General features: G+C 61.8%; 31 protein-coding genes and 1 pseudogene. 21 read left to right on the top strand and 11 right to left on the bottom strand.

The features are described from left to right. The first annotated feature begins 2 nt into the window (after positions 1 to 2). The 18 genes from rplX to AWY79_RS14535 all read left to right on the top strand — a co-directional run bounded on the left by rplX (position 3) and on the right by AWY79_RS14535 (position 9890). Positions 3 to 326: a 50S ribosomal protein L24 gene (gene rplX / locus AWY79_RS14610; RefSeq protein WP_066805538.1), complete on the top strand. Its 324-nt coding sequence runs from the start codon at positions 3 to 5 to the stop codon at positions 324 to 326. An 8-nt stretch (positions 327 to 334) separates the two neighbouring features. Beyond that, a complete protein-coding gene (rplE, locus tag AWY79_RS14605; RefSeq protein WP_066805535.1) occupies positions 335 to 874 on the top strand; it encodes a 50S ribosomal protein L5 in 540 nt (179 codons plus the stop codon). Positions 875 to 885: 11 nt separating this feature from the next. Beyond that, complete coding sequence (locus tag AWY79_RS18415; RefSeq protein ID WP_078063797.1) at positions 886 to 1071, top strand: type Z 30S ribosomal protein S14; 186 nt, start codon at positions 886 to 888, stop codon at positions 1069 to 1071. Positions 1072 to 1087: 16 nt separating this feature from the next. Beyond that, complete coding sequence (gene rpsH, locus AWY79_RS14600; RefSeq protein ID WP_066805533.1) at positions 1088 to 1471, top strand: 30S ribosomal protein S8; 384 nt, start codon at positions 1088 to 1090, stop codon at positions 1469 to 1471. Between the two features lie 12 nt (positions 1472 to 1483). Further along, on the top strand, positions 1484 to 2020 hold the full coding sequence (gene rplF / locus AWY79_RS14595) for a 50S ribosomal protein L6 (protein ID WP_066805532.1): 537 nt from the start codon (positions 1484 to 1486) through the stop codon (positions 2018 to 2020). 11 nt (positions 2021 to 2031) lie between these two features. Beyond that, the gene (gene rplR, locus AWY79_RS14590) at positions 2032 to 2391 is read left to right on the top strand and encodes a 50S ribosomal protein L18 (RefSeq protein WP_066805530.1); all 360 of its coding nucleotides are present in this window, start codon (positions 2032 to 2034) and stop codon (positions 2389 to 2391) included. A gap of 17 nt (positions 2392 to 2408) precedes the next feature. Beyond that, positions 2409 to 2900 (top strand): 30S ribosomal protein S5, encoded by a 492-nt coding sequence (gene rpsE / locus AWY79_RS14585; RefSeq protein ID WP_066805528.1) that lies wholly within the window; start codon positions 2409 to 2411, stop codon positions 2898 to 2900. Positions 2901 to 2912: 12 nt separating this feature from the next. Next, positions 2913 to 3086 carry a 50S ribosomal protein L30 gene (rpmD, locus tag AWY79_RS14580; RefSeq protein ID WP_066805525.1) on the top strand — a complete coding sequence of 58 codons (174 nt, stop codon included), beginning with the start codon at positions 2913 to 2915 and terminating at the stop codon, positions 3084 to 3086. Continuing rightward, the gene (gene rplO / locus AWY79_RS14575) at positions 3083 to 3529 is read left to right on the top strand and encodes a 50S ribosomal protein L15 (RefSeq protein ID WP_066805522.1); all 447 of its coding nucleotides are present in this window, start codon (positions 3083 to 3085) and stop codon (positions 3527 to 3529) included. The genes rpmD and rplO overlap by 4 nt, the downstream gene beginning before the upstream one ends. Before the next feature lie 31 nt (positions 3530 to 3560). Further along, complete coding sequence (secY, locus tag AWY79_RS14570; protein ID WP_066805520.1) at positions 3561 to 4871, top strand: preprotein translocase subunit SecY; 1311 nt, start codon at positions 3561 to 3563, stop codon at positions 4869 to 4871. A gap of 2 nt (positions 4872 to 4873) precedes the next feature. Continuing rightward, on the top strand, positions 4874 to 5644 hold the full coding sequence (map, locus tag AWY79_RS14565) for a type I methionyl aminopeptidase (protein WP_066805518.1): 771 nt from the start codon (positions 4874 to 4876) through the stop codon (positions 5642 to 5644). 132 nt (positions 5645 to 5776) lie between these two features. Beyond that, on the top strand, positions 5777 to 5890 hold the full coding sequence (gene rpmJ, locus AWY79_RS18410; RefSeq protein WP_014324049.1) for a 50S ribosomal protein L36: 114 nt from the start codon (positions 5777 to 5779) through the stop codon (positions 5888 to 5890). Positions 5891 to 5902: 12 nt separating this feature from the next. Beyond that, positions 5903 to 6274: a 30S ribosomal protein S13 gene (gene rpsM, locus AWY79_RS14560; RefSeq protein ID WP_066805516.1), complete on the top strand. Its 372-nt coding sequence runs from the start codon at positions 5903 to 5905 to the stop codon at positions 6272 to 6274. 79 nt (positions 6275 to 6353) lie between these two features. Then, positions 6354 to 6740 carry a 30S ribosomal protein S11 gene (gene rpsK / locus AWY79_RS14555; protein WP_066805513.1) on the top strand — a complete coding sequence of 129 codons (387 nt, stop codon included), beginning with the start codon at positions 6354 to 6356 and terminating at the stop codon, positions 6738 to 6740. 15 nt (positions 6741 to 6755) lie between these two features. Next, positions 6756 to 7382 (top strand): 30S ribosomal protein S4, encoded by a 627-nt coding sequence (rpsD, locus tag AWY79_RS14550; RefSeq protein WP_066805511.1) that lies wholly within the window; start codon positions 6756 to 6758, stop codon positions 7380 to 7382. A 12-nt stretch (positions 7383 to 7394) separates the two neighbouring features. Further along, positions 7395 to 8435 carry a DNA-directed RNA polymerase subunit alpha gene (locus AWY79_RS14545; RefSeq protein WP_066805508.1) on the top strand — a complete coding sequence of 347 codons (1041 nt, stop codon included), beginning with the start codon at positions 7395 to 7397 and terminating at the stop codon, positions 8433 to 8435. Next, positions 8425 to 8928, top strand: coding sequence for a 50S ribosomal protein L17 (rplQ, locus tag AWY79_RS14540; protein WP_066805506.1), 504 nt, complete (start codon positions 8425 to 8427; stop codon positions 8926 to 8928). Before AWY79_RS14545 ends, rplQ begins: the two co-directional genes overlap by 11 nt. 77 nt (positions 8929 to 9005) lie before the next feature. Then, the gene (locus AWY79_RS14535; RefSeq protein ID WP_066805504.1) at positions 9006 to 9890 is read left to right on the top strand and encodes a selenium metabolism-associated LysR family transcriptional regulator; all 885 of its coding nucleotides are present in this window, start codon (positions 9006 to 9008) and stop codon (positions 9888 to 9890) included. Positions 9891 to 9893: 3 nt separating this feature from the next. On the opposite strand, the gene AWY79_RS14530 is transcribed toward AWY79_RS14535, so the two are convergent. From AWY79_RS14530 to AWY79_RS14515, 4 genes and pseudogenes are all read right to left on the bottom strand, one after another. After that, complete coding sequence (locus AWY79_RS14530) at positions 9894 to 10724, bottom strand: menaquinone biosynthetic enzyme MqnA/MqnD family protein (protein ID WP_066805501.1); 831 nt, start codon at positions 10722 to 10724, stop codon at positions 9894 to 9896. Next, entirely contained in the window at positions 10724 to 11794 is a 1071-nt protein-coding gene (gene mqnC / locus AWY79_RS14525; protein ID WP_066805498.1) for a cyclic dehypoxanthinyl futalosine synthase, read from the bottom strand. Before mqnC ends, AWY79_RS14530 begins: the two co-directional genes overlap by 1 nt. Positions 11795 to 11943: 149 nt before the next feature. After that, positions 11944 to 13037: pseudogene (mqnE, locus tag AWY79_RS14520) on the bottom strand (aminofutalosine synthase MqnE). Between the two features lie 2 nt (positions 13038 to 13039). Then, positions 13040 to 13684, bottom strand: coding sequence for a TetR/AcrR family transcriptional regulator (locus AWY79_RS14515; RefSeq protein WP_066805495.1), 645 nt, complete (start codon positions 13682 to 13684; stop codon positions 13040 to 13042). Positions 13685 to 13805: 121 nt separating this feature from the next. On the opposite strand from AWY79_RS14515, the gene AWY79_RS14510 reads away from it, so the two are divergent. Next, on the top strand, positions 13806 to 14633 hold the full coding sequence (locus AWY79_RS14510) for a 1,4-dihydroxy-6-naphthoate synthase (RefSeq protein WP_066805492.1): 828 nt from the start codon (positions 13806 to 13808) through the stop codon (positions 14631 to 14633). Here AWY79_RS14510 and AWY79_RS14505 read toward each other — a convergent pair. The 7 genes from AWY79_RS14505 to AWY79_RS14475 form a co-directional block, all read right to left on the bottom strand. Further along, positions 14630 to 15535 (bottom strand): DMT family transporter, encoded by a 906-nt coding sequence (locus tag AWY79_RS14505; RefSeq protein ID WP_066807265.1) that lies wholly within the window; start codon positions 15533 to 15535, stop codon positions 14630 to 14632. The two genes, AWY79_RS14510 and AWY79_RS14505, sit on opposite strands and share 4 nt — an antisense overlap. A gap of 165 nt (positions 15536 to 15700) precedes the next feature. Beyond that, complete coding sequence (locus tag AWY79_RS14500) at positions 15701 to 15970, bottom strand: hypothetical protein (RefSeq protein WP_066805490.1); 270 nt, start codon at positions 15968 to 15970, stop codon at positions 15701 to 15703. A gap of 431 nt (positions 15971 to 16401) precedes the next feature. Next, entirely contained in the window at positions 16402 to 16932 is a 531-nt protein-coding gene (gene yjgA / locus AWY79_RS14495) for a ribosome biogenesis factor YjgA (protein ID WP_066805488.1), read from the bottom strand. Then, positions 16932 to 17549, bottom strand: coding sequence for an ABC-type transport auxiliary lipoprotein family protein (locus tag AWY79_RS14490; protein WP_066805486.1), 618 nt, complete (start codon positions 17547 to 17549; stop codon positions 16932 to 16934). The genes yjgA and AWY79_RS14490 overlap by 1 nt, the downstream gene beginning before the upstream one ends. A 12-nt stretch (positions 17550 to 17561) precedes the next feature. Next, entirely contained in the window at positions 17562 to 18713 is a 1152-nt protein-coding gene (locus AWY79_RS14485) for an MlaD family protein (protein ID WP_066805484.1), read from the bottom strand. 3 nt (positions 18714 to 18716) lie between these two features. Next, positions 18717 to 19517 (bottom strand): ABC transporter ATP-binding protein, encoded by an 801-nt coding sequence (locus AWY79_RS14480; protein WP_066805482.1) that lies wholly within the window; start codon positions 19515 to 19517, stop codon positions 18717 to 18719. A 10-nt stretch (positions 19518 to 19527) separates the two neighbouring features. Continuing rightward, positions 19528 to 20676 carry an ABC transporter permease gene (locus AWY79_RS14475; protein ID WP_066805478.1) on the bottom strand — a complete coding sequence of 383 codons (1149 nt, stop codon included), beginning with the start codon at positions 20674 to 20676 and terminating at the stop codon, positions 19528 to 19530. Positions 20677 to 20833: 157 nt separating this feature from the next. Here AWY79_RS14475 and AWY79_RS14470 point away from each other — a divergent pair, with 157 nt between their 5' ends. Together AWY79_RS14470 and AWY79_RS14465 are read left to right on the top strand one after the other, a co-directional pair. Then, positions 20834 to 21307, top strand: coding sequence for an Lrp/AsnC family transcriptional regulator (locus AWY79_RS14470; protein ID WP_066805475.1), 474 nt, complete (start codon positions 20834 to 20836; stop codon positions 21305 to 21307). 25 nt (positions 21308 to 21332) lie between these two features. Further along, complete coding sequence (locus AWY79_RS14465; protein ID WP_066805464.1) at positions 21333 to 24353, top strand: proline dehydrogenase family protein; 3021 nt, start codon at positions 21333 to 21335, stop codon at positions 24351 to 24353. Positions 24354 to 24435 lie beyond the last annotated feature (82 nt).

Below are 24435 nucleotides of genomic sequence, written 5' to 3'. Positions count from 1 at the left end.
TGATGATGAAGACTAAAATCCGTAAAGACGACAAGGTCATGGTCATCGCCGGGAAAGACAAGGGAAAGGTCGGCAAGGTGTTGAAGATTCTCAAGAAGCAGGACAAGGTCCTGGTTGAGAAGGTGAACATGGTCCAGCGCCACACCAAAGCCAACCCCTATGCCCAGCAACCCGGCGGCATTATCGAGAAGGAAGCCCCTATCCATGTATCCAATGTGGCTGTGGTCTGCGACGCCTGCACCAAGCCCACGCGGGTAGGGTACAAGAAGACTGAAGACGGCAAGAAGGTGCGCTTCTGCAAGAAGTGCAACGAGACCTTCAAATAGGTATCAGTATGACTCGTCTCGAAAAAGTATATAACGAAAAGGTCGTCCCCGAACTCCAGAAGGAGTACGGTTATTCCTCGTCCATGGAGATCCCCAAAATGGTGAAGATCTCCCTGAACATCGGTCTCGGTGCTGCCAGCCAGAACAGCAAGCTCATCGAAGCCGCCGCCGAGGAACTGACCGCAATTGCCGGCCAGAAGGCCGTGGTCACCCTGGCCAAGAAGTCCATCGCGCAGTTCAAGCTGCGCGAGGGCATGCCCGTGGGCTGCCGCGTCACTCTGCGCGAAGACCGGATGTGGGACTTTTATGACAAGCTCGTGAGCTTCGCTCTGCCCCGGGTCCGCGACTTCCGCGGCATCCCCGACCGCGGTTTCGACGGTCGTGGAAACTTCACCCTGGGCATCAAGGAACACACCATCTTCCCTGAGCTTGACATCGACAAGGTTGAGTTGGTGAAGGGCATGAACATCACCGTGACCACCACGGCCAAGACCGACAAGGAAGGCAAGACCCTCCTCGATCTGCTTGGCATGCCCTTTAAAAAGTAGGAGGACGGAAAGTGGCCAAGACTAGCATTCGCGTTAAGGCAACTCGCAAACCCAAGTTCAAGGTTCGCGCCTACAATCGGTGCCCGATTTGTGGCCGTCCTCGGGCTTTTCTGAGGCGGTACGGAATTTGCCGTATCTGCTTCCGCAACAAGGCTCTCGCCGGCGAACTGCCCGGCGTCCGCAAGGCGAGCTGGTAATTAAGGAGAAAATGAAATGGCTGTTGTTGATCCTGTAGCCGACATGTTGACCCGCATCCGGAATGCGTACGGCGCCTATCACACCGGCGTCGTCGTTCCGGTTTCCAAGATGAAATCGGCGATCGCGGGTATTCTGAAGGAAGAAGGTTATATTACCGACTACGCTGTCGAGGACAGGGACATCAGTATTACCCTCAAGTACGCCGAAGGCAAACCGCTCATCACTGGCCTGAAGAAGGTCAGCAAGCCCGGTCGCCGCGTGTACGTAGGTGCTTCTGATATCCCCCGAGTCCAGAACGGCATCGGTATTTGTATCGTGTCCACCTCCAAGGGGTTGCTTGAAGGCGCCAAGGCCAAAGAGGCCAACGTCGGCGGCGAGCTGCTCTGCGAAATCTGGTAAAGAGGTTCCGTTATGTCTCGTATAGGAAAGAATCCCATCGACATCCCTGCCGGTGTCGAGGTGTCTGTCGGAGCCTCTGAAATCCAGGTCAAGGGTCCCAAGGGTTCCCTGACGACTCCGGTCGATCCGGCCGTGGAGTATAAGGTTGAGGATGGCAAGGTGTACGTTACCCGCGTTGATGATTCCCGCCGTTCCCGCGGCCAGCACGGTCTTCGTCGGACCCTGCTCGCCAACTGCGTGGACGGCGTGACCAAGGGCTTTGCAAAGACCCTGGAAGTCATCGGCGTTGGTTACAAGGTGTCCGTGCAGGGCAAGAAAGTCGTGCTCAACGTCGGGTATTCCCACCCGGTCGAGTTCGATCTGCCCGCCGGCCTCGAAGCCAAGGTGGAAGGCTCTAAGCTGATCATCGAGGGCACCGACAAGCAGCTTGTCGGTGAAGTTGCGGCCCAGATCCGTCGTGTGCGCCCGCCCGAGCCTTACAAGGGCAAGGGCATCAAGTACATTGACGAGATCATCCGCCGCAAGGCCGGTAAGTCCGGTTCCAAGTAGGGGTAATAGTCATGAGCATAAGCAAGAACGAGCAGAGGCTTCGTCGCAAGCCTCGCATCAGGAAGAAGATCTCCGGTACCGAAGCCCGGCCCCGTCTTGTCGTCTACCGGTCCAACGTGCATCTCTATGCGCAGTTGGTCGACGACGTGAACGGCGTCACCCTCGCTTCCGCCAGCACCCAGGTGCTGAACAAGGGCGGCGAGGCCCTGAAGGCCAACAAGGACTCCGCTGCCAAGGTCGGCAAGGCTATCGCCGAAGCCGCCCTGGCGCAGAAAATCGAGACCTGCGTCTTCGACCGGAACGGATATATCTATCACGGCAAGATTAAAGCCCTTGCCGACGGCGCCCGCGAAGGCGGGCTGAAATTCTAGTCAGCCAGGAAAGAAAAATGGAACAGAATGAAAGTGGATTGATTGAAAAAATCGTCTACCTCAATCGCGTCGCCAAGGTTGTCAAGGGTGGCCGCCGTTTCAGCTTCAGCTGCCTGGTGGTCGTCGGTGACGGTGAAGGTGGAGTAGGATACGGACTGGGCAAGGCCAACGAAGTGCCCGAAGCCATCCGCAAGGCGTCCGAGCGCGCCAAGAAGAACATGATCAATGTTCCTCTTCTGGACGGCACCCTGCCGTATGAGGTCCTGGGACGTTACGGCGCGGGCCGCGTTATGCTGAAGCCCGCCAGCCGCGGTACCGGCATCATCGCCGGCGGTCCCGTCCGCGCGATCATGGAAGCCGTCGGCGTCCATGACATCCTGACCAAGGCCATTGGCACCAACAACCCGCACAACGTGCTGCGGGCCACCATGGCCGGACTGGAGTCCCTGCGCAGCGCCGAGCAGGTTTCCGCCCTGCGCGGCGTGTCGGTCTCCACTCCCAGAAAGTAGAAGGATACCGCCGTGATTAAAATCAAGCAGATCAAAAGCAAGATCGCGTGCAAGCCCGACCAGGTGAAGACCCTGGAAGCCCTGGGACTGCGCAAGATCAATCAGGTCAAAGAGCACGCTGACACTCCCGTCATCCGTGGCATGATCTACAAGGTCAGACATCTCGTGGAGGTTACCGAATCATGAGACTTCATGAACTGTACGCCTTCCCGGAGGAATATAAGAATCGCAAGCGCGTAGGTCGCGGCTCCGGCTCCGGCCATGGCAAGACCTCCGCACGCGGCAACAAGGGTCAGAACTCCCGCTCCGGCGGCGGCGTTCGTCCCGGGTTCGAAGGCGGCCAGATGCCTCTGGCCCGCCGTCTGCCCAAGCGCGGATTCAAGAATCCCTTCCGTGAAGAATACGAAGCCGTGAACGTGGGTCGCCTGATCGCCATGTTCGAAGGCAAGGACGAAATCACCCTGGCCGACATGTACGAACGCGGCGTCGTGACCAACGGCGCTCCGGTCAAAGTGCTCGGCACCGGTGAAGTCGACAAGGCCGTGACCATTGAAGCCCACCGCTTCAGCGCGTCCGCTGCCGACAAGATTGCCAAGGCCGGCGGTACCGCCAAGGCCATTGAGGCGTAACTCACTCTAGATTCGGAAGGGTACTTGGACGATGTCAGGAGTTGACAATATTGCCCGGTTGCCGGAGCTGCGGAAAAAGCTGCTCTGGACATTCGCACTGCTCGCTGTCTACCGGATGGGCATTCATATCCCTATTCCCGGCGTCGATAGTGCTGCGCTTTCTGAGTTCTTCGCTCAGGCGCAGAACACCCTCTTCGGCGTGTTCGACATGTTCTCCGGCGGTGGACTCTCCAAGATGTCCATCTTCGCGCTGGGGATCATGCCGTACATCTCGGCCTCCATCATCCTCCAGCTGCTTACCGTGGTCAGCCCCGAGCTGAAACGGCTGCAGAAGGAGGAGGGTGAGGCCGGCCGCAAGAAGATAACCCAGTACACCCGATACGGCACGGTACTGATCACCGTGGTCCAGGGTTTCGCCATCGCCACCGGTCTCGAGTCCATGAGCAGCCCCACGGGCGCGCCCATGGTTCTGTTCTCGGGCATCGGATTCAAGCTGATGACGATCATCACCCTGACCGCGGGGACCGTGTTCCTGATGTGGCTGGGCGAACAGATGACCGAAAAGGGCATCGGAAACGGCATCTCGCTGATCATCTACGCAGGCATCATCGCCGGACTCCCGTCCGCGGTGGTCAACACCCTGCAGCTGATGACCGTGGGCGAGATCTCGCTGTTCATCCTGCTGTTCCTTCTGGTCATCATGATCGCCACCCTGGCCTTCATCGTGTTCATGGAGCGCGGCCAGCGCCGTATCCCGATTCATTATGCCAAGCGTCAGATGGGCCGCCGCATGTTCGGCGGGCAGACCACGCACCTGCCGCTGAAGATCAACACCGCGGGCGTTATCCCGCCGATCTTCGCGTCCTCCATTCTGATGTTCCCTGCAACCCTTGCTCAGTTCTCGAGCAACAAGTACCTGCAGGACTTCTCGGCATACATGCGGCCCGATTCGATTCTGTACAACATCCTGTTCATCGGAATCATCATCTTCTTCTGCTATTTCTATACGGCGATCATGTTTGATCCCAAGGGAATCGCGGAGAACATCCAGAAGCAGGGCGGCTTCATCCCGGGCATCCGTCCCGGCAACCGCACCCGCGAGTACATCGACAAGGTCCTGGCCCGCATCACCCTGTGGGGCGCCTTCTATGTCTCCGCGGTTTGCGTGCTGCCCATGATTCTGATCAGCAAGTTCGGCGTCCCGTTCTATTTCGGCGGCACTTCGCTTCTGATCGTGGTCGGCGTGGCCATGGACTTCATGGGCCAGATCGAATCCTACATGATCTCTCGCCAGTACGAGGGATTGATGGGGAAAGGCAACAAACTGAAAGGCAGGCGCTAGGCTTGAAGAAATTCAGGGGCGTCTTCCTCAAGAACGATAAAGAGATTGGCCTCATGCGTGAGGCCAATCGCATTGTTTCTCGAATTCTCGATGAGCTCGGCAAGAACGTCCGACCCGGCGTGCCGACCATGCTCTTCGAGGAGATTTGCCGGGCCCGGTGCGATGAGTACGGAGTTCGCCCGGCATTTCTGGGGTATCAGGGTTTTCCCTATGCCCTCTGTTGTTCTGTGAATGAAGAGATCGTGCACGGCTTTCCCTCCAGGGAGCGCATCCTCGAAGAGGGCGACATCGTCAGCTTCGACATGGGCGTCGTGTACAACGGGTTTTACGGAGATTCCGCCCGCACCTTTGGTGTCGGCGAAGTTTCCGCCGAGAGCCAAAAACTCATGGATGTAACCCGCGAGTCTCTGTATAAGGGTATCGAGCAAGCCGTGCCCGGCAACAACCTGTATGACATTTCCGCGGCAATCCAGTCATACGTCGAAGGGTTCGGTTTCGGTATAGTCCGTCGTTTTGTCGGACATGGGATCGGCAGTCATCTCCATGAGAAGCCTGAGATCCCCAACTTCGTTCCCAAGGGCATCTCCGGCATTCCTCTCAAAGCCGGAATGGTGCTTGCCATTGAGCCGATGGTCACGGTTGGGACCCACGAGGTTGAAGTCCTTGACGACAAATGGACGGCGGTGACCAAGGACGGGAAACTGTCCGCTCACTTCGAGCACACGATCGCCGTGACGTCCGACGGACCGAGGATATTGAGTCTGTCCGAATAGCTCCCGCGGGGGCCCTTAAATTCGGGCTTGCTCTTTGTTCGAAAAGGCTGTATTAAACACAGCTTCGTTTAAAAGGCCACCCCCTGGAAGGGGGGTATTGGCATTATTGTTATTTAGACATTGGAGATGGTCATGAAAGTCAGACCTTCTGTTAAGAAAATGTGTTCCAAGTGCAAAGTAATTCGGCGCAACGGCGTACTGCGGGTGATCTGCGAGAACCCCCGGCACAAACAGCGCCAAGGATAGAGGGTAATAACTATGGCACGTATTGCTGGTGTTGATCTGCCGAGGAACAAGCGCGTTGATATCGCGCTGACGTACATCTACGGCATCGGCCGGACCATGGCTAAGCAGATTCTCGAATCGACCAATATCGATTGGAAGACCAACAGTGACGACCTCACTGCCGACGAAGTCAACCAGATTCGCGTCGAGATCGAAAACAACTACAAGGTTGAAGGTGACCTCCGTCGTGAGATCACCACCAACATCAAGCGGTTGATGGACATCGGCTGCTACCGTGGCCTGCGTCATCGCCGCGGCCTGCCCGTTCGCGGACAGAAGTCCAAGACCAACGCACGCACCCGCAAGGGTCCCCGCCGTTCGGTCATGGGCCGCAAGAAGAAATAAGTCCGATTGCGACTATCGCCTGCGTGCCCGTGCGTGCGTGAGCGTTTTATAAGACTTTTATTCAACGGAGATTAAGGCAATGGCTAAACCCCGTCGCTCTGGGAAGAAAAAAGAGAAAAAGAATATTCCCGTCGGTATTGCCCACGTCAAGGCCACGTTCAACAACACGATCGTGACCTTCACCGACGTCAAGGGCAATGTCGTCAGCTGGGCTTCTGCAGGCGCTCACTTCAAGGGTTCCCGCAAGTCCACTCCTTTCGCGGCCCAGATGGCTGCCGAAGCCGCGGCCAAGCGTGCCCAGGATTCCGGCATGCGCACCGTCGGCATCTATGTGAAAGGCCCCGGCTCCGGCCGTGAAGCCGCCATGCGCGCTATCAACAACGCCGGTTTTAAGGTCACCTTCATCCGGGACATCACCCCGATCCCCCACAATGGTTGCCGGCCGCCCAAACGCCGCAGGGTCTAATTAAGGAGAATTATCGTGGCAAGATATACCGAAGCAAAATGCAAGCTGTGCCGCCGCGAGGGAGAGAAACTCTTCCTGAAGGGCGATCGCTGCTACACCGATAAATGCGCCTACGAGAAGCGCCCCTACCCCCCGGGACATTCCGGCCGCATGCGCCACAAGATGAGCGACTACGCCATCCAGCTGCGCGAGAAGCAGAAGGTTCGCCGCATGTACGGCGTGCTGGAAGGCCAGTTCCGCGAGTACTACCATCGTGCCGACGGCATGAAGGGCGTTACCGGTCATAACCTGCTGTTCCTGCTGGAACGCCGCCTCGACAACGTCATCTACCGCCTGGGCTTCGCCAACTCCCGCGACCAGGCCCGCCAGCTGGTCCGTCACGGCATCTTCAAGCTCAACGGCCGCCGCGTGAACATCCCGTCCATGCAGGTCAAGGCCGAGGACGTCATCGAGGTCCGTGAGGAAGCCCGTAAGATCCCCGTGATCAACGAGGCCCAGGAAGTCATCGCCCGCCGCGGCTGCCCCGAGTGGCTGGAGTCCGACGGCGCCAACTTCAAGGGCACGGTTAAGGCCATGCCGAGCCGGGACGACATCCAGTTCCCGATCAACGAGCAGCTGATTGTCGAATTGTACTCCAAGTAAATAGGGGACTACATGCTTATTGAGAACGGCGACAAACTCATCAACACCCGCAATTGGAGCGAACTGGTCAAGCCCGAGGCCCTCGTGCGCGACCCCAAGTCCTCCAAGATGTACGGTAAATTCATCTGCGAACCCCTGGAGCGCGGCTATGCCACCACCATCGGCAACGCCATGCGCCGGGTTCTCCTCTCCTCCATGCAGGGATGCGCCATCGTGTCCGCGACCATCGAGGGAGTGCAGCATGAATTCACCACGCTGCCTGGTGTTCTTGAGGACATGACCGAGGTTGTGCTGAACCTGAAGCAGGTTCGCATCGCCATGACCACGGACGAGCCTCAGCGCTTGGTCCTCGAAGCCAACAAGAAGGGCGAGGTCTTGGCAGGCATGATCCAGGAAAACCAGAATGTCACCATTCTGAACAAGGATCAGCTCATCGCCACCCTGACGGAAAATCGCCCTCTGAAGATGGAGTTGGAAGTCCGCATGGGCAAGGGCTACGTCCCGGCCGACATGCACGAAGGGCTCACCGACGAAATCGGCTCCATGGTCCTCGACGCCAGCTACTCCCCCGTCAAGAAGGTCGCATACTCCGTCGAGCAGGCGCGTGTCGGCCAGATGACCAACTACGACAAACTCATCCTGGAAGTGTGGACCGACGGTTCCGTCACTCCCGAGGATGCCTGTGCATACAGTGCCAAGATCCTGAAGGACCAGCTGTCGGTGTTCATCAACTTCGACGAGTCCTCTTCCGAGACCCACGAGGAAGAAGACGACTCCATCGATCTGAACCCGAACCTCTTCAAGTCCATTGACGAGCTCGAACTCTCCGTTCGCGCCACCAACTGCTTGAAGGCCGCCAACATCCAGTTGGTGGGTGAGCTGGTCCAGCGCACCGAACAGACCATGCTCAAGACCAAGAACTTCGGCCGCAAGTCCCTGGACGAGATCCGCCGGGTTCTGGACAGCATGACCCTCAAGTTCGGCATGTCCATCGAGGATTTTGACAAGAAATACCAGGAATGGTTGAAGAGGAAAGAGAAAAATGAGGCATAGAAAGTCTGGCCGCAAACTGAATCGGACCAATACGCACCGTGCCGCCATGTTCAAGAACATGGCCCGCGCGCTCCTGACCTACGAGCAGATCCGGACCACCGAGCCCAAGGCCAAGGAACTTCGTCGCATCGTCGACAAGCTCATCACCCTGGCCCTGCGCAACGACCTGCATACTCGCCGCCAGGCCTTCAAGGTCCTCGGCAGCCATCAGATGGTTCAGCGTCTCTTCGACGAGATCGGTCCCCGTTTCGAGGGCGGATCCGGCGGTTACACCCGCATCGTCAAGCTGTCCCAGCCCCGCAAGGGCGACTGCGCTCCCATGGTCATCATCGAACTGACCAAAAAGGCCGGCGAGGCCGCTCCCGAGGCTCCGGCCGAGGAGCCCAAGAAGGCCCCCGCCAAGAAAGCCGCTCCGAAAAAGGCCGCTCCCAAGAAGGAAGCCCCTGTCGAGGAAAAGCCCGAAGCGGCTGCCCCCGAGGCCGAACAGGAATAATTGAAAAAGGGCAGGCCCAGCGCCTGCCCTTTTTTTGAGTTTATCTATAGATTTCATCGATTAGAAGGATTTATTTCATGGACATCCGGAAGCTTGAGGCCTTTTGCAAGGTCTACGAACTGCAGAGTTTTTCCAAGGCCGGAGAGGCCATGTTCCTGTCCCAGCCGACCATCAGCTCGCATGTGGCGAACCTGGAAGACGAACTCGGCGTCAAGCTCTTCGACCGGCTGGGCCGCAAGGTCATGCCCACCCAGGCCGGTGATGTCCTGTACGAAAACATGGTCAGCATCTTCCGCAACCTGGACCGGGCCAAGGCGGCCATCGAAGTCCTGCGCGACAGGGTGGTGGGCGAACTCCAGGTGGGGTGCAGCACCATCCCTTCCCACTCCATCCTTCCCGGCATGCTGAAGGCCTTTTCCGCGAAATATCCGGAGGTTACCTTCACCGTGCACACCGCTGACTCCGCCGAGGTCATTCGGCGAGTGGCCTGCGGCGACTGGCCGGTCGGCATCGTGGGCAAGAAGCCCGAAGAGGAAGAGCTGACGTCCAAGCTGTTGGCCGAGGACGAGACCATCCTGGTTGCGTCCCCCAAGGCCCCGTGGCTGCCGACCATGGCCACCTATGACCTGGATACCCTGATGGGGCTGCCCTGGGTCATGCGGACCAAGGGGTCGGCCACGCGCATGGTCCTGGAGAACGCCCTGGCCCTGACCGGGCATACCCTCCAGAACCTGAACATCCGCTGCAAGGTCGAGGGTACCTGCGAGAGCCTGGCGCACGCCGCTTGCGGGGTGGGCGTCTGCTTCACCTCGAAGCTGGCTGCCCAGCCCCTGCTGGAGAATGGCGAGGTGATCCAACTGCGCGCTCCGGCCCTGGAAGGGCGCAGGGAGTTCTACCTGGTCCACCATGGCGGCAGGTACATGTTCCCGGCCCTCAAGGCCTTCGTCGAGTTCCACCTGTAGGGATCAGATTCGGGGCAGGAACCGGAGCTCGGGCGCACGCTCAAGGACGCCGGTTTCCACCAGGCAGTCGTAAAATGCTGCCAGCCCCCGCTGTTCCTCCGGCCCGAGGTCGTAGACCAGCCCATCGAAATAGGAGCACATCTCCTCGTCGTTCAGGCAGCTGTCCTCGGCGGCCAGGACGCAGATTTCGTGGATGTTCTCCTCGCCCCACCGTTTGCCCTCGACGAGCATGCGGGCGGCGGCTTCCAACCGTTCGCCATCCCTTTCCCAGCTTTCCCGGCTCACCAGCCAGACGCCGAAGATGAACGGCAGGCCGGTCAACTCGCGCCACGCTTCGCCCAGGTCGATGCGGTGCGGGTAGTCCGGGTGATAGCGCAGGTTCAGGGCCTCGTCGCCGATGCACAGGATCGCCTCCGGGCGTTCCCCGGCCTCAAGCGCGGCGGTGGCGTTGCCCGTGACCAGGCCGGTCGATATCTTCCAGAGCTTCTTTTTGAGCACGCCGAGCAGGGCGGCTGAGGTGTGGGTCTGGGCGCTGACCAGGATGGTCTTGGAGTCCAGCTCCTGCACCGGGCGGCGGCTGAGGAGCAGCACGGACTGCACCGGCCCCCGGCTGCCGATGGCGATGTCGGGGATGAGGAAATATTTGTCCGGGTGCCGCGCGTATTCAACGCTCGACGCGGCGGACAGGTCCAGTTCGCCCGCGTCCATGAGCCGGTTGAGCGCGGCGGGCGGGCCGGAGGTGACCACGAAGTCGTTCTTCAGGAGGCCCGATTCCAGCGGATGGTAGATGGGCAGCACGTTGAGGTAGCCGATTTTTCCGAGACGGATGGGCATTACCGCGCCTCCACCATGGTGTAGTCCATGGTCCGCTGGCGGGGCGTGAACCCGGCCCCTCGGACCAGCCGGTGGATTTCCTCGCGTGACAGCCGGAAGGCCACGCCTGCGGCCTTGACCACGTTCTCCTCGATCATGGTGGACCCGAAGTCGTTGCCGCCGAAATAGAGGGCGAGCTGGGCGATCTTCGGCCCCATGGTCACCCAGGAGACCTGGATGTTGTCCACGTTGTCGAGCACCAGCCGGGATACGGCCAGGGTGCGCAGATACTCCACGCTGGTCAGCTTGCGGCAACCGGGCAGGGCGGTGTTGTCCGGCTGGAAGGTCCAGGGGATGAAGGCGGTGAACCCGCCGGTGCGGTCCTGGACCTCGCGCACCCGGAAGAGATGCTCCAGCCGTTGCGCCGGGGTCTCGAGGTGCCCGAACATCATGGTCGCGGTGGTCCGCAGCCCCTGGGCGTGGGCCTCTTCCATGACCCCGAGCCACTGCTCCGACGGGCATTTGTTGGGGGCCACGCGGGAGCGGACCTCGTCCACCAGGATCTCGGCGCCGCCGCCGGGAATGGAGTCCAGCCCGGCCTCGCGCAAGCGGCGGATGACCTCGGCCACGGAAATGTTCTCCTTCTCGCCCCAGAAGACCACCTCGGGCGGCGAGAAGGCGTGGATGTGCACGGGATGCTCGGCCTTGATGTAGCGCAGCATTTCCTCGTACCAGGAGAGCGGCAGGTCGGGATGGTGCCCGCCCTGCATCAGTATCTGCGTGCCGCCCAGGGCCAGGGTCTCGTCGATCTTGCGGCCGATCTCCTCGAAGGACAGGACGTACCCGTCCGCAGCCCCGGGCTCGCGGTAGAACGCGCAGAACTTGCAGCAGCAGACGCAGACGTTGGAATAGTTGATGTTCCGGTCCACAACGTAGGTGACCATCGGCTCGGGGTGCTTGCGCAGCCGGACCGCATGGGCCAGTCTTCCCAGGTCGTGGAACCCGGCCTCGGCGTAAAGCAGCTCGGCCTCATCGAACCCGATGCGTTCGCCTTCCAGAATCTTCTCGAATATCGTTTTCATCTTATCCATACTGTTCTCTCATTCCTTCCGTTCACCCACCCCGCGAAGCGGCGATAAAAAGTTTCGGAAGGGAAGGGGGATGGGGGTCCGGGGGAAGGGGGAAGGGAAAGCCCTTTACAAAGGGTTTCCCTTCCCCCTTCCCCCGGCCGCCGGAGGCACTACACCTCGTTGAAAAAGCCGTCGCGCTCCACGGGGGTGCAGCCGCAGCCCCGGATCATGTCGGTCAGTTCCTCGCGGGTCAGTCCCTGATCCGAGGTGGCACCGGCCTCGTGGCCGATCTTTTCCTCGATGACCGTGCCGTCGAAGTCGTCGGCCCCGAACTTGAGGGCGGCCTGCGCCTGCTTGACCCCGAGCATGACCCAATACGCCTTGATGTGCGGGATGTTGTCGAGCATCAGCCGGGAGACGGCGATGGTCCGCAGCTCTTCCAGCCCGGTCAGGGGGCGGTCGATCTTGAGCTTGCTGTTCTCGGTCAGGAAGGGCAGGGGGATGAAGCAGGTGTAGCCGCCGCCCCGGTCCTGGGACTCGCGCAGCCGCACCAGGTGGTCCACCCGGTCCTCGATGGCTTCGATGTGGCCGAAGAGCATGGTGCAGTTGGTCTTGATGCCGAGCTCATGTGCCTCCTCGTGGATGGCCAGCCATTCGTCCGCCGTGGACTTGCGCGGGCAGAGCTGCTCGCGGATTTTCGGCGCGAATATCTCGGCCCCGCCCCGGGGAGCATGTCCAGTCCGGCCTTTTGAAGCCGGGACAGGACCTCCCGGGCGGAGAGGTTCTCCAGCCGGGCGAAGTGGGCGATCTCCACGGCGGTGAAGCACTTGAGGACCACGCCGGGCAACCGGGTCTTGACCGCGTTCAGCACGTCCTCGAAGTAGGCCAGGGAGAGCTTGGGATGGCAGCCGCCCACGATGTGGACCTCGCGCGGGGTGACGGGCGCCGCGTCGATCTTGCTCAGCACGTCGTCCACGGTGAGCACGAACCCGCCCTGTTGCCCTTCCTCGCGCTGATAGGCGCAGAACACGCACCCGTTGACGCAGACGTTGGTGTAGTTCACGTGCCGGTTGAGGACGTAGAAGGCCTTGTCGCCGTGCAGCCGGGTGCGCACCTGATGGGCCAGCGCGCCAACGGCCAGCGGCTCGGGACAGTTGAAGAGGCGCACGCCGTCCTCGAAGGAGAGGCGTTCGCCCGCCGCGACCTTGGCCCGGATGTCGGCAAGGTCCATATTGGCGTAATAGTCGTTCTTGAACAGTTTCATGGCTACTCCTGGGAAGGGGTGGCGGCCAGCCCGCGGCGCAGGAACTCGGCCAGGGATCGGGCCTTGTCCGGCAGGGCGGCCGGTTCGGACGGTTCGCCGTCCAGGGGCGGCACGGCGTGGTCCTGGAAGAAACGGTCCATGACCGCGTGCAGGGTGAACACCGCCGTGTCCGTGTCGAGATCGGCGGGCAACTGCCCGGCCTGGATGCCGTCCTCGATGAGACGGCGCAGGTACTTGGCATGCGCGCCCCGAATCTCGCCGAGGAACCGCTCGCGCAGCGGGAAATTTTCGTTGAACAGCATCTTGAGGTAGATGCGGTAGAGCTGGGGATGGTCCTCCACGAACCGGCATCCGGCCACCAGGCTGCGTTCGATGCGCTCGAAAAAGGTGAGGCCCGAAGTGTCCCGGATTTCCTTCAGCGGCTTCTTGAAACCGGCCACGGCGCGGCCGAAGAGGTGCTCGAACAATCCCTGCTTGTTGCCGAAATACTTGAACAGCGAGCCCTTGGCGATGCCCAGGCGGTCCACGATGCGGTTCACGGACGCCTGGTGGTAGCCGTGCTCCGCGAACTCGACCGTGGCCTCGTCCAGCACGCGCCTGCGCTTTTCCTCGGGCAGATTCTCGAATGTCTTGGGGGAGGGCGTCATTTGTGGGGGTTGCTCTTTGTGGTTCGTTCCGTTAGTGGTGACCAGGTGGTCACCATGACTACCGCCGCCGGGCGGCTGTGTCAAGAGTGCTGTAAAAATTACGTTATACCAAAGAGTTATCATGCCTAGGAATTTGAGCATCGGCTTTTCCCCCTGTCCCAACGACACCTATATCTTTCACGCCCTGGCCACCGGGCTGATCCAGTGGCCGGGCGGGCTGTCCGTGACCCTGGCCGACGTGGAGGAGCTGAACGGGCTGGCCGCATCCGGGTCGCTGGACGTGGTCAAGATCTCGGTGGCGGCCGCCGCGGGAATCCTGGACGACTACGTGCTGCTGCGCGCGGGCGGGGCCATGGGCTACGGGGCCGGGCCGGTGCTGGTGTCGGGCCGGGACAGGACGCTCGAATCCCTGGACGGTGCGCGGGTGGCCATCCCCGGCGAGCGGACCACGGCCAACCTGATCTTCGGCCTCTGCTGCCGCGAGGCGGGCATCGCCGTGGAGCGCGTGCCCATGGTCTTCGACGAGGTCATGCCCGCCGTGGAGGCGGGATCGGTGGAAGCGGGCGTGGTCATCCACGAGGGGCGGTTCACGTTCTCGGAACGCGGCTTGAAGCGGGTCCTGGACCTGGGCGCGTGGTGGGAGGGATTTACCGGGCTGCCCATCCCGCTGGGGGCCATCGCCATCAGGCGCTCACTGGGCGAGGACACGGCCCGGCGCATGAACGAGGCCATCCGGCGGTCGCTGGGCGCGGCGCGAGCCAACCCCGAGGCCGGGCGCGACTATGTCCGCAGCCATGCCCAGGAGCTGAGCGAAGACGTGGTGTGCAGTCACATCGAGACCTTCGTCACCGACTACAGCCTGGACGTGGGGGAGTCCGGGATGGAGGCCGTGTCCCGGCTGCTGGCCGAGGCGGGCTGCACCCGGAAGGACATCTTCATCGAGATTTAGGCGGCAGCTGCAACCTTGCGGGACTTGTTGTCCTGGCTGACGTAGACCCCGCCGATGACGATCACCGAGGCCGCGTACTGCATCCAGTTCAGCCGTTCGCCCAGCAGGACCATGCCCAGGATCAGGGTGATCACCGGGATCAGGTTGATGAACGCCGAGGCCTGGGCCGTGGGAATCTTGGACATGCCGTAGTTGTACAGCCCGTAGGCCATGATGGTCACGAAGGTGCCCAGATAGAGGATCGAGGCCACGCCCGTGAAGTCGAAGGCCACGGGCATCTTGGTGGAGGGCAGGAAGAGCAGCGGAAAATAGAACACCGCGCCGATGAACGCCTGGATCATGGTCAGGAACCACGAGTTGTAGCGAGGCATCAGCTTTTTCATGGCGATCATGTATCCGCAGGCGCAGATCATGGCCAGGAATTCCAGGAAGTTGCCGAGAACCGGGTTGGAGGCGGTGTCCGTCTTCTCGGCCACGGCGGAGAGCAGCACCGCACCCACGATGGCCAGGCCGAAGCCCGAGGCCATCCGCTTGGACAGCGGTTCGCCCAGCACCAGCCGCGCGGCCACGGCCACCATCAGCGGCAGCAGGGCGCAGATCATGCCCGCCTGCGAGGCGTCGGTATAGGTCAGGGCCAGGGCCTCGAAAATGAAGTACAGCCCCGGTTCGCACACGCCCATGAAGGCGAGCAGCTTCCAGTCGCCGGGCTGGTAGTCGATGTGCCGGAGCCGTCGGAACACGAGCATGAAGCCGAGGCTGGCCACGAACATGCGGCCGAAGATGACCACCATGGGGTCGAACCGCTGGAAGGCGATCTTGAGCACGATGAACGAGCTGGCCCAGAGCAGGACCGCTCCCCAAAGGGCCAGAAATGCCTTCGTCTTACCTTCCTCGATGACCATGCCGTTCTCCATTTGCGCTTGATGGAACGATCTAGCATTGTTCCCCAATGAAGGGAACCTGATATGCCATCACATATTCGGATGGTCTCCATAGGCGCACCCGCGCCAAATGAAAAAGGCCCCGCTTGCACGGGGCCTTTTCCACGGTGTTCTATGAAATCTCCCCTAGTGGGGGCAGACGGCAAGGACGTTGACGGGCTTGAAGCCGTTGGCCGGGTCTTCGGCATAGCGGCAGCCCAGATGGGAATCGTCGCGCTTGTGCATGATGTCGCCCTCGGAACCGAGGTAGTGCGGACAATTGTTGTTGTTGCAGATCAGGATGACGCCCCAGCCGGTCTCCGGCGGCGCGAGCCATGCGTCGAGGGTTTTGCCGCAATGCGGGCAATCCTTGTCGGGCAACTCCGTGACGACTCCGGCGTATTCGTGAATAACCATCTGTATCATCTCCTTAAAAACGGCGGACCCGCCGCGTTTGATTCAATGACCAATAGATAATCCCCCAAATCCCCCGTCAAGACCGGCGCGGATTATTTTTGGGAAGAATGCCTCCGGGCCTCCAGCCTTACGGATGAGGACAGCAGCGATCGGCCAGAGGGGGAAACTTTCGAGAAAGTTTCCCCCTCTGGACTCCCCCTTCAAAGCTTTTTATCGCTCGCTTCGCTCGTGTCCGTGCGGATGCGTTTTGTCGTGCGGGTTTGTCTTGGAAAAGCAGCGTGCTGTGGCAGGTGTTTTCATGACCATCAAACCTCGCGAAGCGACCCAAAGAGTTCGGAGGGGAGATGGGGATGGGGGTCCGGGGGAAGGGGAAGAGGGGAACCCTTTGCAAAGGGTTCCCCTCTTCCCCTTCCCCCGGCCGCCGGAGGCGCCTACTCCTCGAAGGGAGGCAGGGAGCGGAGGAGGCGGAAGAGGGCGCGGGATTCCTTGGGCGGCTTGCCGCCGGCGGCTTCCCGGCGCGCGCCAAGGGCGAGCTGGCGGAGACGCTGGGCCTCGTCCGGGTAGACTTCGTAGAGCTTGGAGAGCAGGTCGTCGTCGCCGTCGAGCAGCCGGTCGCGCAGGTCTTCCACGCGCTGGAACTCGGCGGTCTTGACCTGGTGGCCGAGCTTGGCCGTTTCGACCAACTCGCGCACGTGGGTGGTGTCGAAGGTCCGCATGAGCTTGCCCACGTACTGCATGTGCCGCCGCCGGGCCTCGTGCTTGGTCATGCTCTTGATGAGCAGCAGGGCCTTTTCCACTTCCGGGGGCAGGCCCGCCTCCTTGACCACCTTGTCGCCCAGCGCGGCCATGTCGGCGCCGAGCTGTTGCAGCTCGATCATGTCGCGCTTCAGCTGGGAGCGGCTGGGGCGGTCGTCGATTTCGTCGAATTCTTCGGGACGGTATGTTTTGGCTTTCTTGACCATCAGTTCTCAAGCGGCGCAACGGCCAGATCGTTTTCAAGGTTGGTGAAGATATGGGCCACGGCCTGTGTCATGCCCTGGACCAGGGTCTGGGGATCGGCGGAGGCGAGGGGCACCCGCTCCTTGTACGAGCCGGCGAAGACGATGGCGTTCTCGGCGTTGGATTCGTCCACCACGAAGAACTGCATTTCGACCACGGCGGCGGGTGCAGGGCCGGAATAGTCGCCGTACAGGGCGTTGACCATGCCTTCCAGGGTCAGGCCGGGGACCACCAGGCTGCCGGGCGCGACGATATGGGTGAACAGTCCGGACTCGGTCAGCCAGCGGCGCAGTTCGGTGGTCAGCATGTTGCCGGGGGTGACGAAGAGCAGGTTGTAGAAGTCGGAGTCTATGGCCCCCTCCGGGCCCCGGTAGACCAGCTCGCGGGCGTTGTAGAGATCGGACACGGCCAGCCGGCGGATCTTGAGGGTTTCTTCGCGGGGCTGGGTTGCTGCGGCGGCGGTGCGTTCGGGCGAGAGCTGGTAGTAGCGCTTGTCCACGGGCTTGCCGCCGAGCTTGACGCAGGCGGAGGCGGCCAGGGCCACGGCCAGGACGAGGATCAGGATGCGGTATGGTTTCATGTCGGCCCCCGGTTACTTGGTTTCGGGATTGGGTTTGGTCGGCGGATTGCCGAAGAGCACGCCGGACGGGTAGCGCTTGGCGTCTTCGGTCAGCTCCTTGACGTTTTGCAGCACTTCCCTGGTGTCCTCGATGATGGAGTGGAGGGCCCCTTCCTCGGCGGCGATGTTGCCGTTCACGCGGTTGACCAGGGCGTGGATCTTGCTGACCGCGGCGGCCAGGTCGGCGGACGCCTGGGAGATGTTCTCCAGCGTGGGGGCGATCTCGCCCATGGCCTTGTCCATGCGGGGATCGGTCAGGGTCCTGCTCAGGACCTGGGAGGCCTGCTTGAAGCTGGCGATGGCCGCGCGGGTCTCGGCTGCGGCATTGATGATGTTGTCCGCCGATTCCTCGGTGATCCGGCTGACGTTGGCGGTGATGGCCGAGACGTTCGGGATGATCGCCTCGGCGGCGGGATCGGACAGCAGCTTGTCGGTTCGGGAAAGGATGCCGCGCGTGGACTGCAGGATGTCGAGCATGCGCTCGCCCGCTTCCTGGCCGCCCTGGGTCTTCATGAAGTCGTCGATGGTTCCGACGATGGATTTGACGTCGGTTATGATGGACTGGAGGTCTTCCTGCTTGAGGGAACTCAGGGTCTTGCTGATGGTGGTCACGGCCTCCTCGACCCGGCTGAGGGTGGAGGGCACGGACGGAACGTAGGCGAACTCCGGGGTCCAGTCCAGGGGCAGGGGCGGGTTGCTCTCGGCGTCCTGGTACACGGTGTTCAGGAAGAGCTGGCCGGTCAATCCCAGGGAGGTGGGCCGGATGCGCATGCCGCGCTTGGACTCCCGGCGGACGTAATCGTCGAACTCCTCTTCGCTCATGTCGTCGAAGAGATCCGGGTTGATCTCGCAGAGGACGTAGACGTAGCGGATTTCGCGCTCGCGGGCTTCGGGATAGATGTTGGTCACGAAATTGATCTGGGACACGCGGCCCACCTGGACGCCGCGCAGCTTGACCGGGGACCCGACGGACAGGCCGTTGACGGATTCGTCGAAGTAGGTCTCCAGGGGATAGGTGGTCTCGAAAAACCGGCCCGCTCCCAGGATGATGACCATGGCCAGCAGCATGCCGGTGCCGAGGATGATGAAGAGGCCCAGCTTGAAGTAGTCGTTTTTCCGTATCATTGCCTATCCTTGCGCTACGGGCTGCCCGTTTTCGTCATAGCCGGGTTTGCCTATGTTCGGCTGGCGGAGAAAGAACCGCCGGACGAACAGGTTGGTGGAGGTGTCCCGCAGCTCGCGGGGGTCGCCTTCGGCCACGATGGATTTGACTTCCCTGTCGAGCATGATAACCCGATCAGCTATTTTGTAAATGGACTCCAGCTCGTGCGTGACGATGACGAAGGTGATGCCGAGATTCTTGGAGAGGTCCATGATCAGCTCGTCCAGTGACGCGCTGGAGATGGGGTCCAGCCCGGCGCCCGGCTCGTCCAGGAACAGGATGCCGGGATCGAGCGCCATGGCCCTGGCTATGGCCGCGCGCTTCTTCATGCCGCCGGACAGGGCGGCGGGCATCTTGTAGGCGGCCTGCTCCAGGTCCACCATGGCCAGCTTGGACTTGGCGATGATCGAGATGGCCTCGCGGGGCAGGTCCGTGAACTCCTCCAGGGGGAGCATGACGTTCTGGAGCAGTGACATGGACCCGAAGAGCGCGCCCATCTGGTACATGACCCCGAATTTGCGGATGATGGCGTCGCGCCGTGCGCCGTCGGCCGAGGTCAGTTCGTCCTCGCCGTAGAAGACCTCTCCGGCCATGGGCTGGATCAGGCCGATCATGTTCTTGAGCAGGGTGGACTTGCCGCAGCCCGATCCGCCCAGGATGACGAACACCTCGCCCCGGTGGATGTCGAAGCTGACGTTGTCCACGACCACGTTTCCGTCGTACCCGCAGGTCAGGTTGCGCACGCTGATGACCGTTTCGTTTTCCATGCGCCCCTTCCTAAAATCCAAGGTAATAGTACGCCACGGCGAAGAGGCCGTCGGCGAAGGCTATGAGGATGATGCCGGTGACCACGGCGCTGGTGGTGGAAAGGCCCACCGCGCTGGCCCCGGACCGGGTCTGCAGGCCGCGCAGGCAACCCACGCCCGCCACCAGGAAGCTGAACACCAGGGCCTTGAGCATGCCGCCCCAGAAATCGGACAGGGAGAGATAGCTGAACACGCGCGAGGTGAAGGTCACCAGGGGATAGCCCATGGAGAGCATGACCACCGCCCCGCCCACCAGGCTCGCCAGGTTGAAGAACATGGTCATCAGCGGAATCATCATCATGGCGGACAGGAGCTTGGGCGTCACCAGAAAGCGCATGGGGGACAGCCCCATGGTGGTCAGGGCGTCCAGCTCCTCGTTGACCTTCATGGTCCCGATCTCGGCTGCGAAGGCCGAGCCGGACCGGGCGGCCAGCAGGATGGCGGTGACCAGCGGGCCCATCTCGCGGAACATGACCAGGCCGAGCATGTTGGGCACGAATATCTCGCCGCCGAACCGTTGCAGGCTGATGGCGGACTGGAAGGACATGATCAGCCCCATGAGAAAGCCGATGAGCACGATGATGAACAGGGAGTCCACGCCCACGTTGGTGCAGGACAGGAGAACGTCCTTCCAGCGCACCTTGTGGGGCCGGATCAGGACCTGGCCGACCAGGATCGAGGATTCGCCCACGAAGGCAATCATGGCGCGCAGGCTCTGCCAGTACTGTCTTCCGGCGTCGGTCAGGGTCTCGGCCAGCGAGCGGCGCTCCATGCTCTTGCCGTCGTAGGCGGGCAGCTCCACGTCCCAGGTCAGCTCCGCCAGCTTGCGGTCCTCGTCGCGCATGTTGTGCAGTTCGAAGGTGGCGCCAATGGTCCTGGCCATCTCCCTGAGCTTGACCAGCAGGGCCTCGCCGGAGCCGTTCAGGTAGGTCACGCCCGCGCAGTCCACCACCAGGGAGGTGAACCCGGTTCCGCCCACGCCCTTGACCGCGTCGTCCCAGACGGCGGCGGTTCCGGCGGCGTCCAGGCGGCCGGAAAGGGCGACCGTCATGACGGCGCCTCGTGCGGAGACGGTTATGCGGGCATCGGCCCGGGTACGATCAAGCGAGTTGCTTTTCAAGGATTATCCTGTGCCGCGCTGGGCGGTCGAAACTCAAAAAATATCGATTTGTCAGATTATCCGAGGATTTCAGAAAAGGAAAGCCGGTTTGTATCCTTTGTCTTGCGCCCGGTGGGGTGCTTGACACAGGGTGAAAAGAATATTATTCCCTTATTCCATGAATAACAGAAAGATTGACAAACTGGATTTGGAAATCCTGAACATCCTTCAGGAAGATGGAAAGGTCTCCAATGCCGAAATTGCCCGCAAGGTCGGCAAGGCTCCTTCCGCTGTTCTCGAGCGCGTGCGCAAGCTCAAGAAGAGTGGTATAATCAAGGGGTACGAATGTATTGTCAACCACAAAGCCCTGGGCCGCGGGCTGACCGCCTTCACTTCCATCCGCGTGGAGGAGGGCGTCGGCGCAACCGAGGTCGGTCAGAAACTGGCCGAATTCCCGGAGGTTCTGGAAGTTCATTATACGGCTGGAAGGGATTCCTACCTGGTCAAGGTCCGGGTCGAGGATACCGAAGCGTTGCAGGCGACCCTGGCGAAGTTCGGCACCATCGGGCCGGTCAGGGACACCAACTCGACCATAGTGCTGACCACGGTGAAAGAATCGCGGGTCATACCACTACCTCACGAAAACGACTAGAAGTACGAAGTACAAGGAGCAAACGATGTCCGCTACACCGACCTCCCTGGACCCGAGAATCATAACTCGGGGCAGGGAGTTTTTTTCGTCCATTTCGGGAGAATCTCCTTCGGTTTTCAACAAAGGCTGGTGGACCGGAAAGGTCATGGATTGGGCCATGAAAAACGAGGATTTCAAGGTCCAAATGTTTAGATTTGTTGATGTTCTTCCTTATCTGAGCACCTCCGAGTCACTTTCGCGCCATATTGAAGAATATTTCGCGGGTGACGATTCCAACATCCCCGACGTGCTCAAATGGGGCGCCACCAAGACCAAGTTCGGGGGCGGCCTGGTGGCCAAGGTCCTGAACAAGACCATCCGCTCCAACATCGAGTCCATGGCCCGCCAGTTCATCATCGGCCAGGAGGCCAAGGAAGCGGTCAAGGGCATCAAGAAGCTGCGCAAGGACGGCTTTGCCTTCGTCCTCGACCTGCTGGGCGAGGCCACGGTGTCCGAAGTGGAGTCCGCCGCCTACCGCGACGGCTACCTGGAGGTCCTGAACGCCATCCATAAGGAACTGGACAAGTGGAACGCCCTGGACAACGGGGCGGGCGGCCTGGACTGGGGCCACACCCCCAAGGTCAACGTGGCGGTCAAGCCCTCGGCCTTCTACTCCCAGTCCAAGCCCGTGGACCTGGAGGGAACCGTGGACGGCATGGTCGCCTCCATCGAGCCCGTCTATAAGAAGGTAATGGAGATGGGCGGCTTCATGTGCATCGACATGGAGCAGCTCAAGTACAAGGAGGCCACGGTCGAGCTGTACAAGCGGCTGCGCACCAAGTACCCCGACTACCCGCACCTGGGCATCGTCTTCCAGGCCTACCTGCGGTCCGTGGACGAGGACGTCAGCTCCTTCATCGGCTGGGCGCGTGAAGTGAACCTCCCGGTGTCCATCCGGCTGGTCAAGGGCGCGTACTGGGATTACGAGACCGTGCTGGCCAAGCAGAACGACTGGCCCGTCCCTGTCTGGACCCACAAGCCCGAGTCCGACATGGCCTACGAGCGGGTGGGGCGCTACATCCTCGAAAACAGCGACATCTGCCACTTCGCCTGCGCCTCGCACAACATCCGGACCATTTCCGCGATCATGGAGAGCGCCGCCGAGCTGAAGGTCCCGGAGGAGCGCTACGAGTTCCAGGTGCTTTACGGCATGGCCGAACCCGTGCGCAAGGGCCTCAAGAACGTGGCCAAGCGCGTGCGCCTCTACTGCCCCTACGGCGATCTCCTGCCCGGCATGGCCTACCTGGTGCGCCGTCTCCTGGAGAACACCGCCAACGAGTCCTTCCTCAAGCAGACCTTTGCCGACGAGGCGGACATGGACCGGCTCCTGGAGAACCCGGCCGAGACCCTGCGCCGCCAGCTCGAAGGCAAGTGCGTGACCCCGTCCGAGGACAAGGGCGGGTTGCCCCGGTTCAAGAACTTCCCCCCGGCGGACTTCACCCTGGCCGCCGAGCGCGACGCGTACCCCGCGTCCATCGCCAAGCTGCGCAAGACCATGGGCGGCACGGTCCCGCTGTACATCAACGGCCAGGACGTGACCACCGCCGACACCCTCGACTCCTACAACCCGGCCCTCCCGTCCGAGATCCTCGGTTCGGTCTGCCAGGCGGGCGTCGAGGAAGTGGACCGCGCCGTGGAGGCCGCCTCCGCCGCGTACCTCACCTGGCGCGACGTCGCCCCCGAGGAGCGGGCCGAGGCGCTGCTCAAGGCCGCCCAATACCTCAAGGACAACGTCCACGACATGGCCGCCCTCCAGGTGCTCGAAGTGGGCAAGCAGTGGGATCAGGCCCAGGCCGACGTGGGCGAGGCCATCGACTTCCTCGAATACTACGCGCGCGAGATGATCCGCCTGGGCAAGCCCCGGCGCATGGGCCGCGCTCCCGGCGAGATGAGCCACCTCTTCTACCAGGGCAAGGGCGTGGCCGCGGTCATCGCCCCCTGGAACTTCCCCATGGCCATCTCCGTGGGCATGGTCTCCGCGGCCATCGTCTGCGGCAACCCCGTGGTCTACAAGCCCGCCGGAAGCTCGTCCTGCGTGGGCCGCGCCCTGGTGGACATGTGGAAGGCCGCCGGTCTGCCCGACGGCGTGTTCAACTACTGCCCCGGCCGGGGATCGGTCATGGGCGACCACCTCGTGGACCATCCCGAAGTCTCGGTCATCGCCTTCACCGGCTCCATGGAAGTGGGGCTGCGCATCCAGGAGCGCGCCGCCAAGGTCCAGCCCGGACAGCAGCAGTGCAAGCGGGTCATCGCCGAAATGGGCGGCAAGAACGCGATCATCATCGATGACGACGCCGACCTCGACGAGGCCGTGCTCGGCGTGCTCTATTCCGCCTTCGGCTTCCAGGGCCAGAAGTGTTCGGCCTGCTCGCGGGTGGTGGTCCTCGATTCCATCTACGACCGGTTCGTGGAGCGCCTGACCGAGGCCGCCAAGTCCGTCAAGCTCGGCCCGTCCGAGAACCCGGCCAACTACATGGGCCCGGTGGTGGACAAGGCCGCCCAGCAGAACGTCCTGCGCTACGTCAAGATCGCCGAGGAGGAGGGCAGGGTGCTGGTCAAGCGCGAGGTCTCCGAAGATCTCAAGGCCACCGGCGGGTGCTACGTGCCCCTGACCATCGTCGGCGACATCACCCGCGACCACCGCATCGCCCAGGAAGAGGTCTTCGGCCCGGTGCTCTCGGTCATGCGCGCCAAGGACATGGACGAGGCCCTGGCCATTGCCAACTCCACCAAGTTCGCCCTGACCGGCGCCATCTACTCCCGCAGCCCGCGCAACCTTGAGCGCGCCTACAAGGAGTTCCGGGTGGGCAACCTGTACCTGAACAAGCCCTCGGTGGGCGCGCTCGTCGAGCGCCACGCCTTCGGCGGCTTCAAGATGTCCGGCGTCGGCTCCAAGTCCGGCGGCCCCGACTATCTGCTCCAGTTCCTCGACCCGCGCCTGGTCTGCGAAAACACCATGCGCCGGGGCTTCGCGCCCATTGAGGAAGACGACGACTGGCTGAGCTAGCCCGTCCGTCCCGACGAGAACACAGCCCCCGCCCGGCCCGCCGGACGGGGGCTTTTTTGCCTCCGGCGGCCAGGGGGAAGGG

Source organism: Pseudodesulfovibrio indicus, assembly GCF_001563225.1.
GTDB lineage: Bacteria > Desulfobacterota > Desulfovibrionia > Desulfovibrionales > Desulfovibrionaceae > Pseudodesulfovibrio > Pseudodesulfovibrio indicus.
This window is presented reverse-complemented; position numbering and strand designations above follow the sequence as displayed.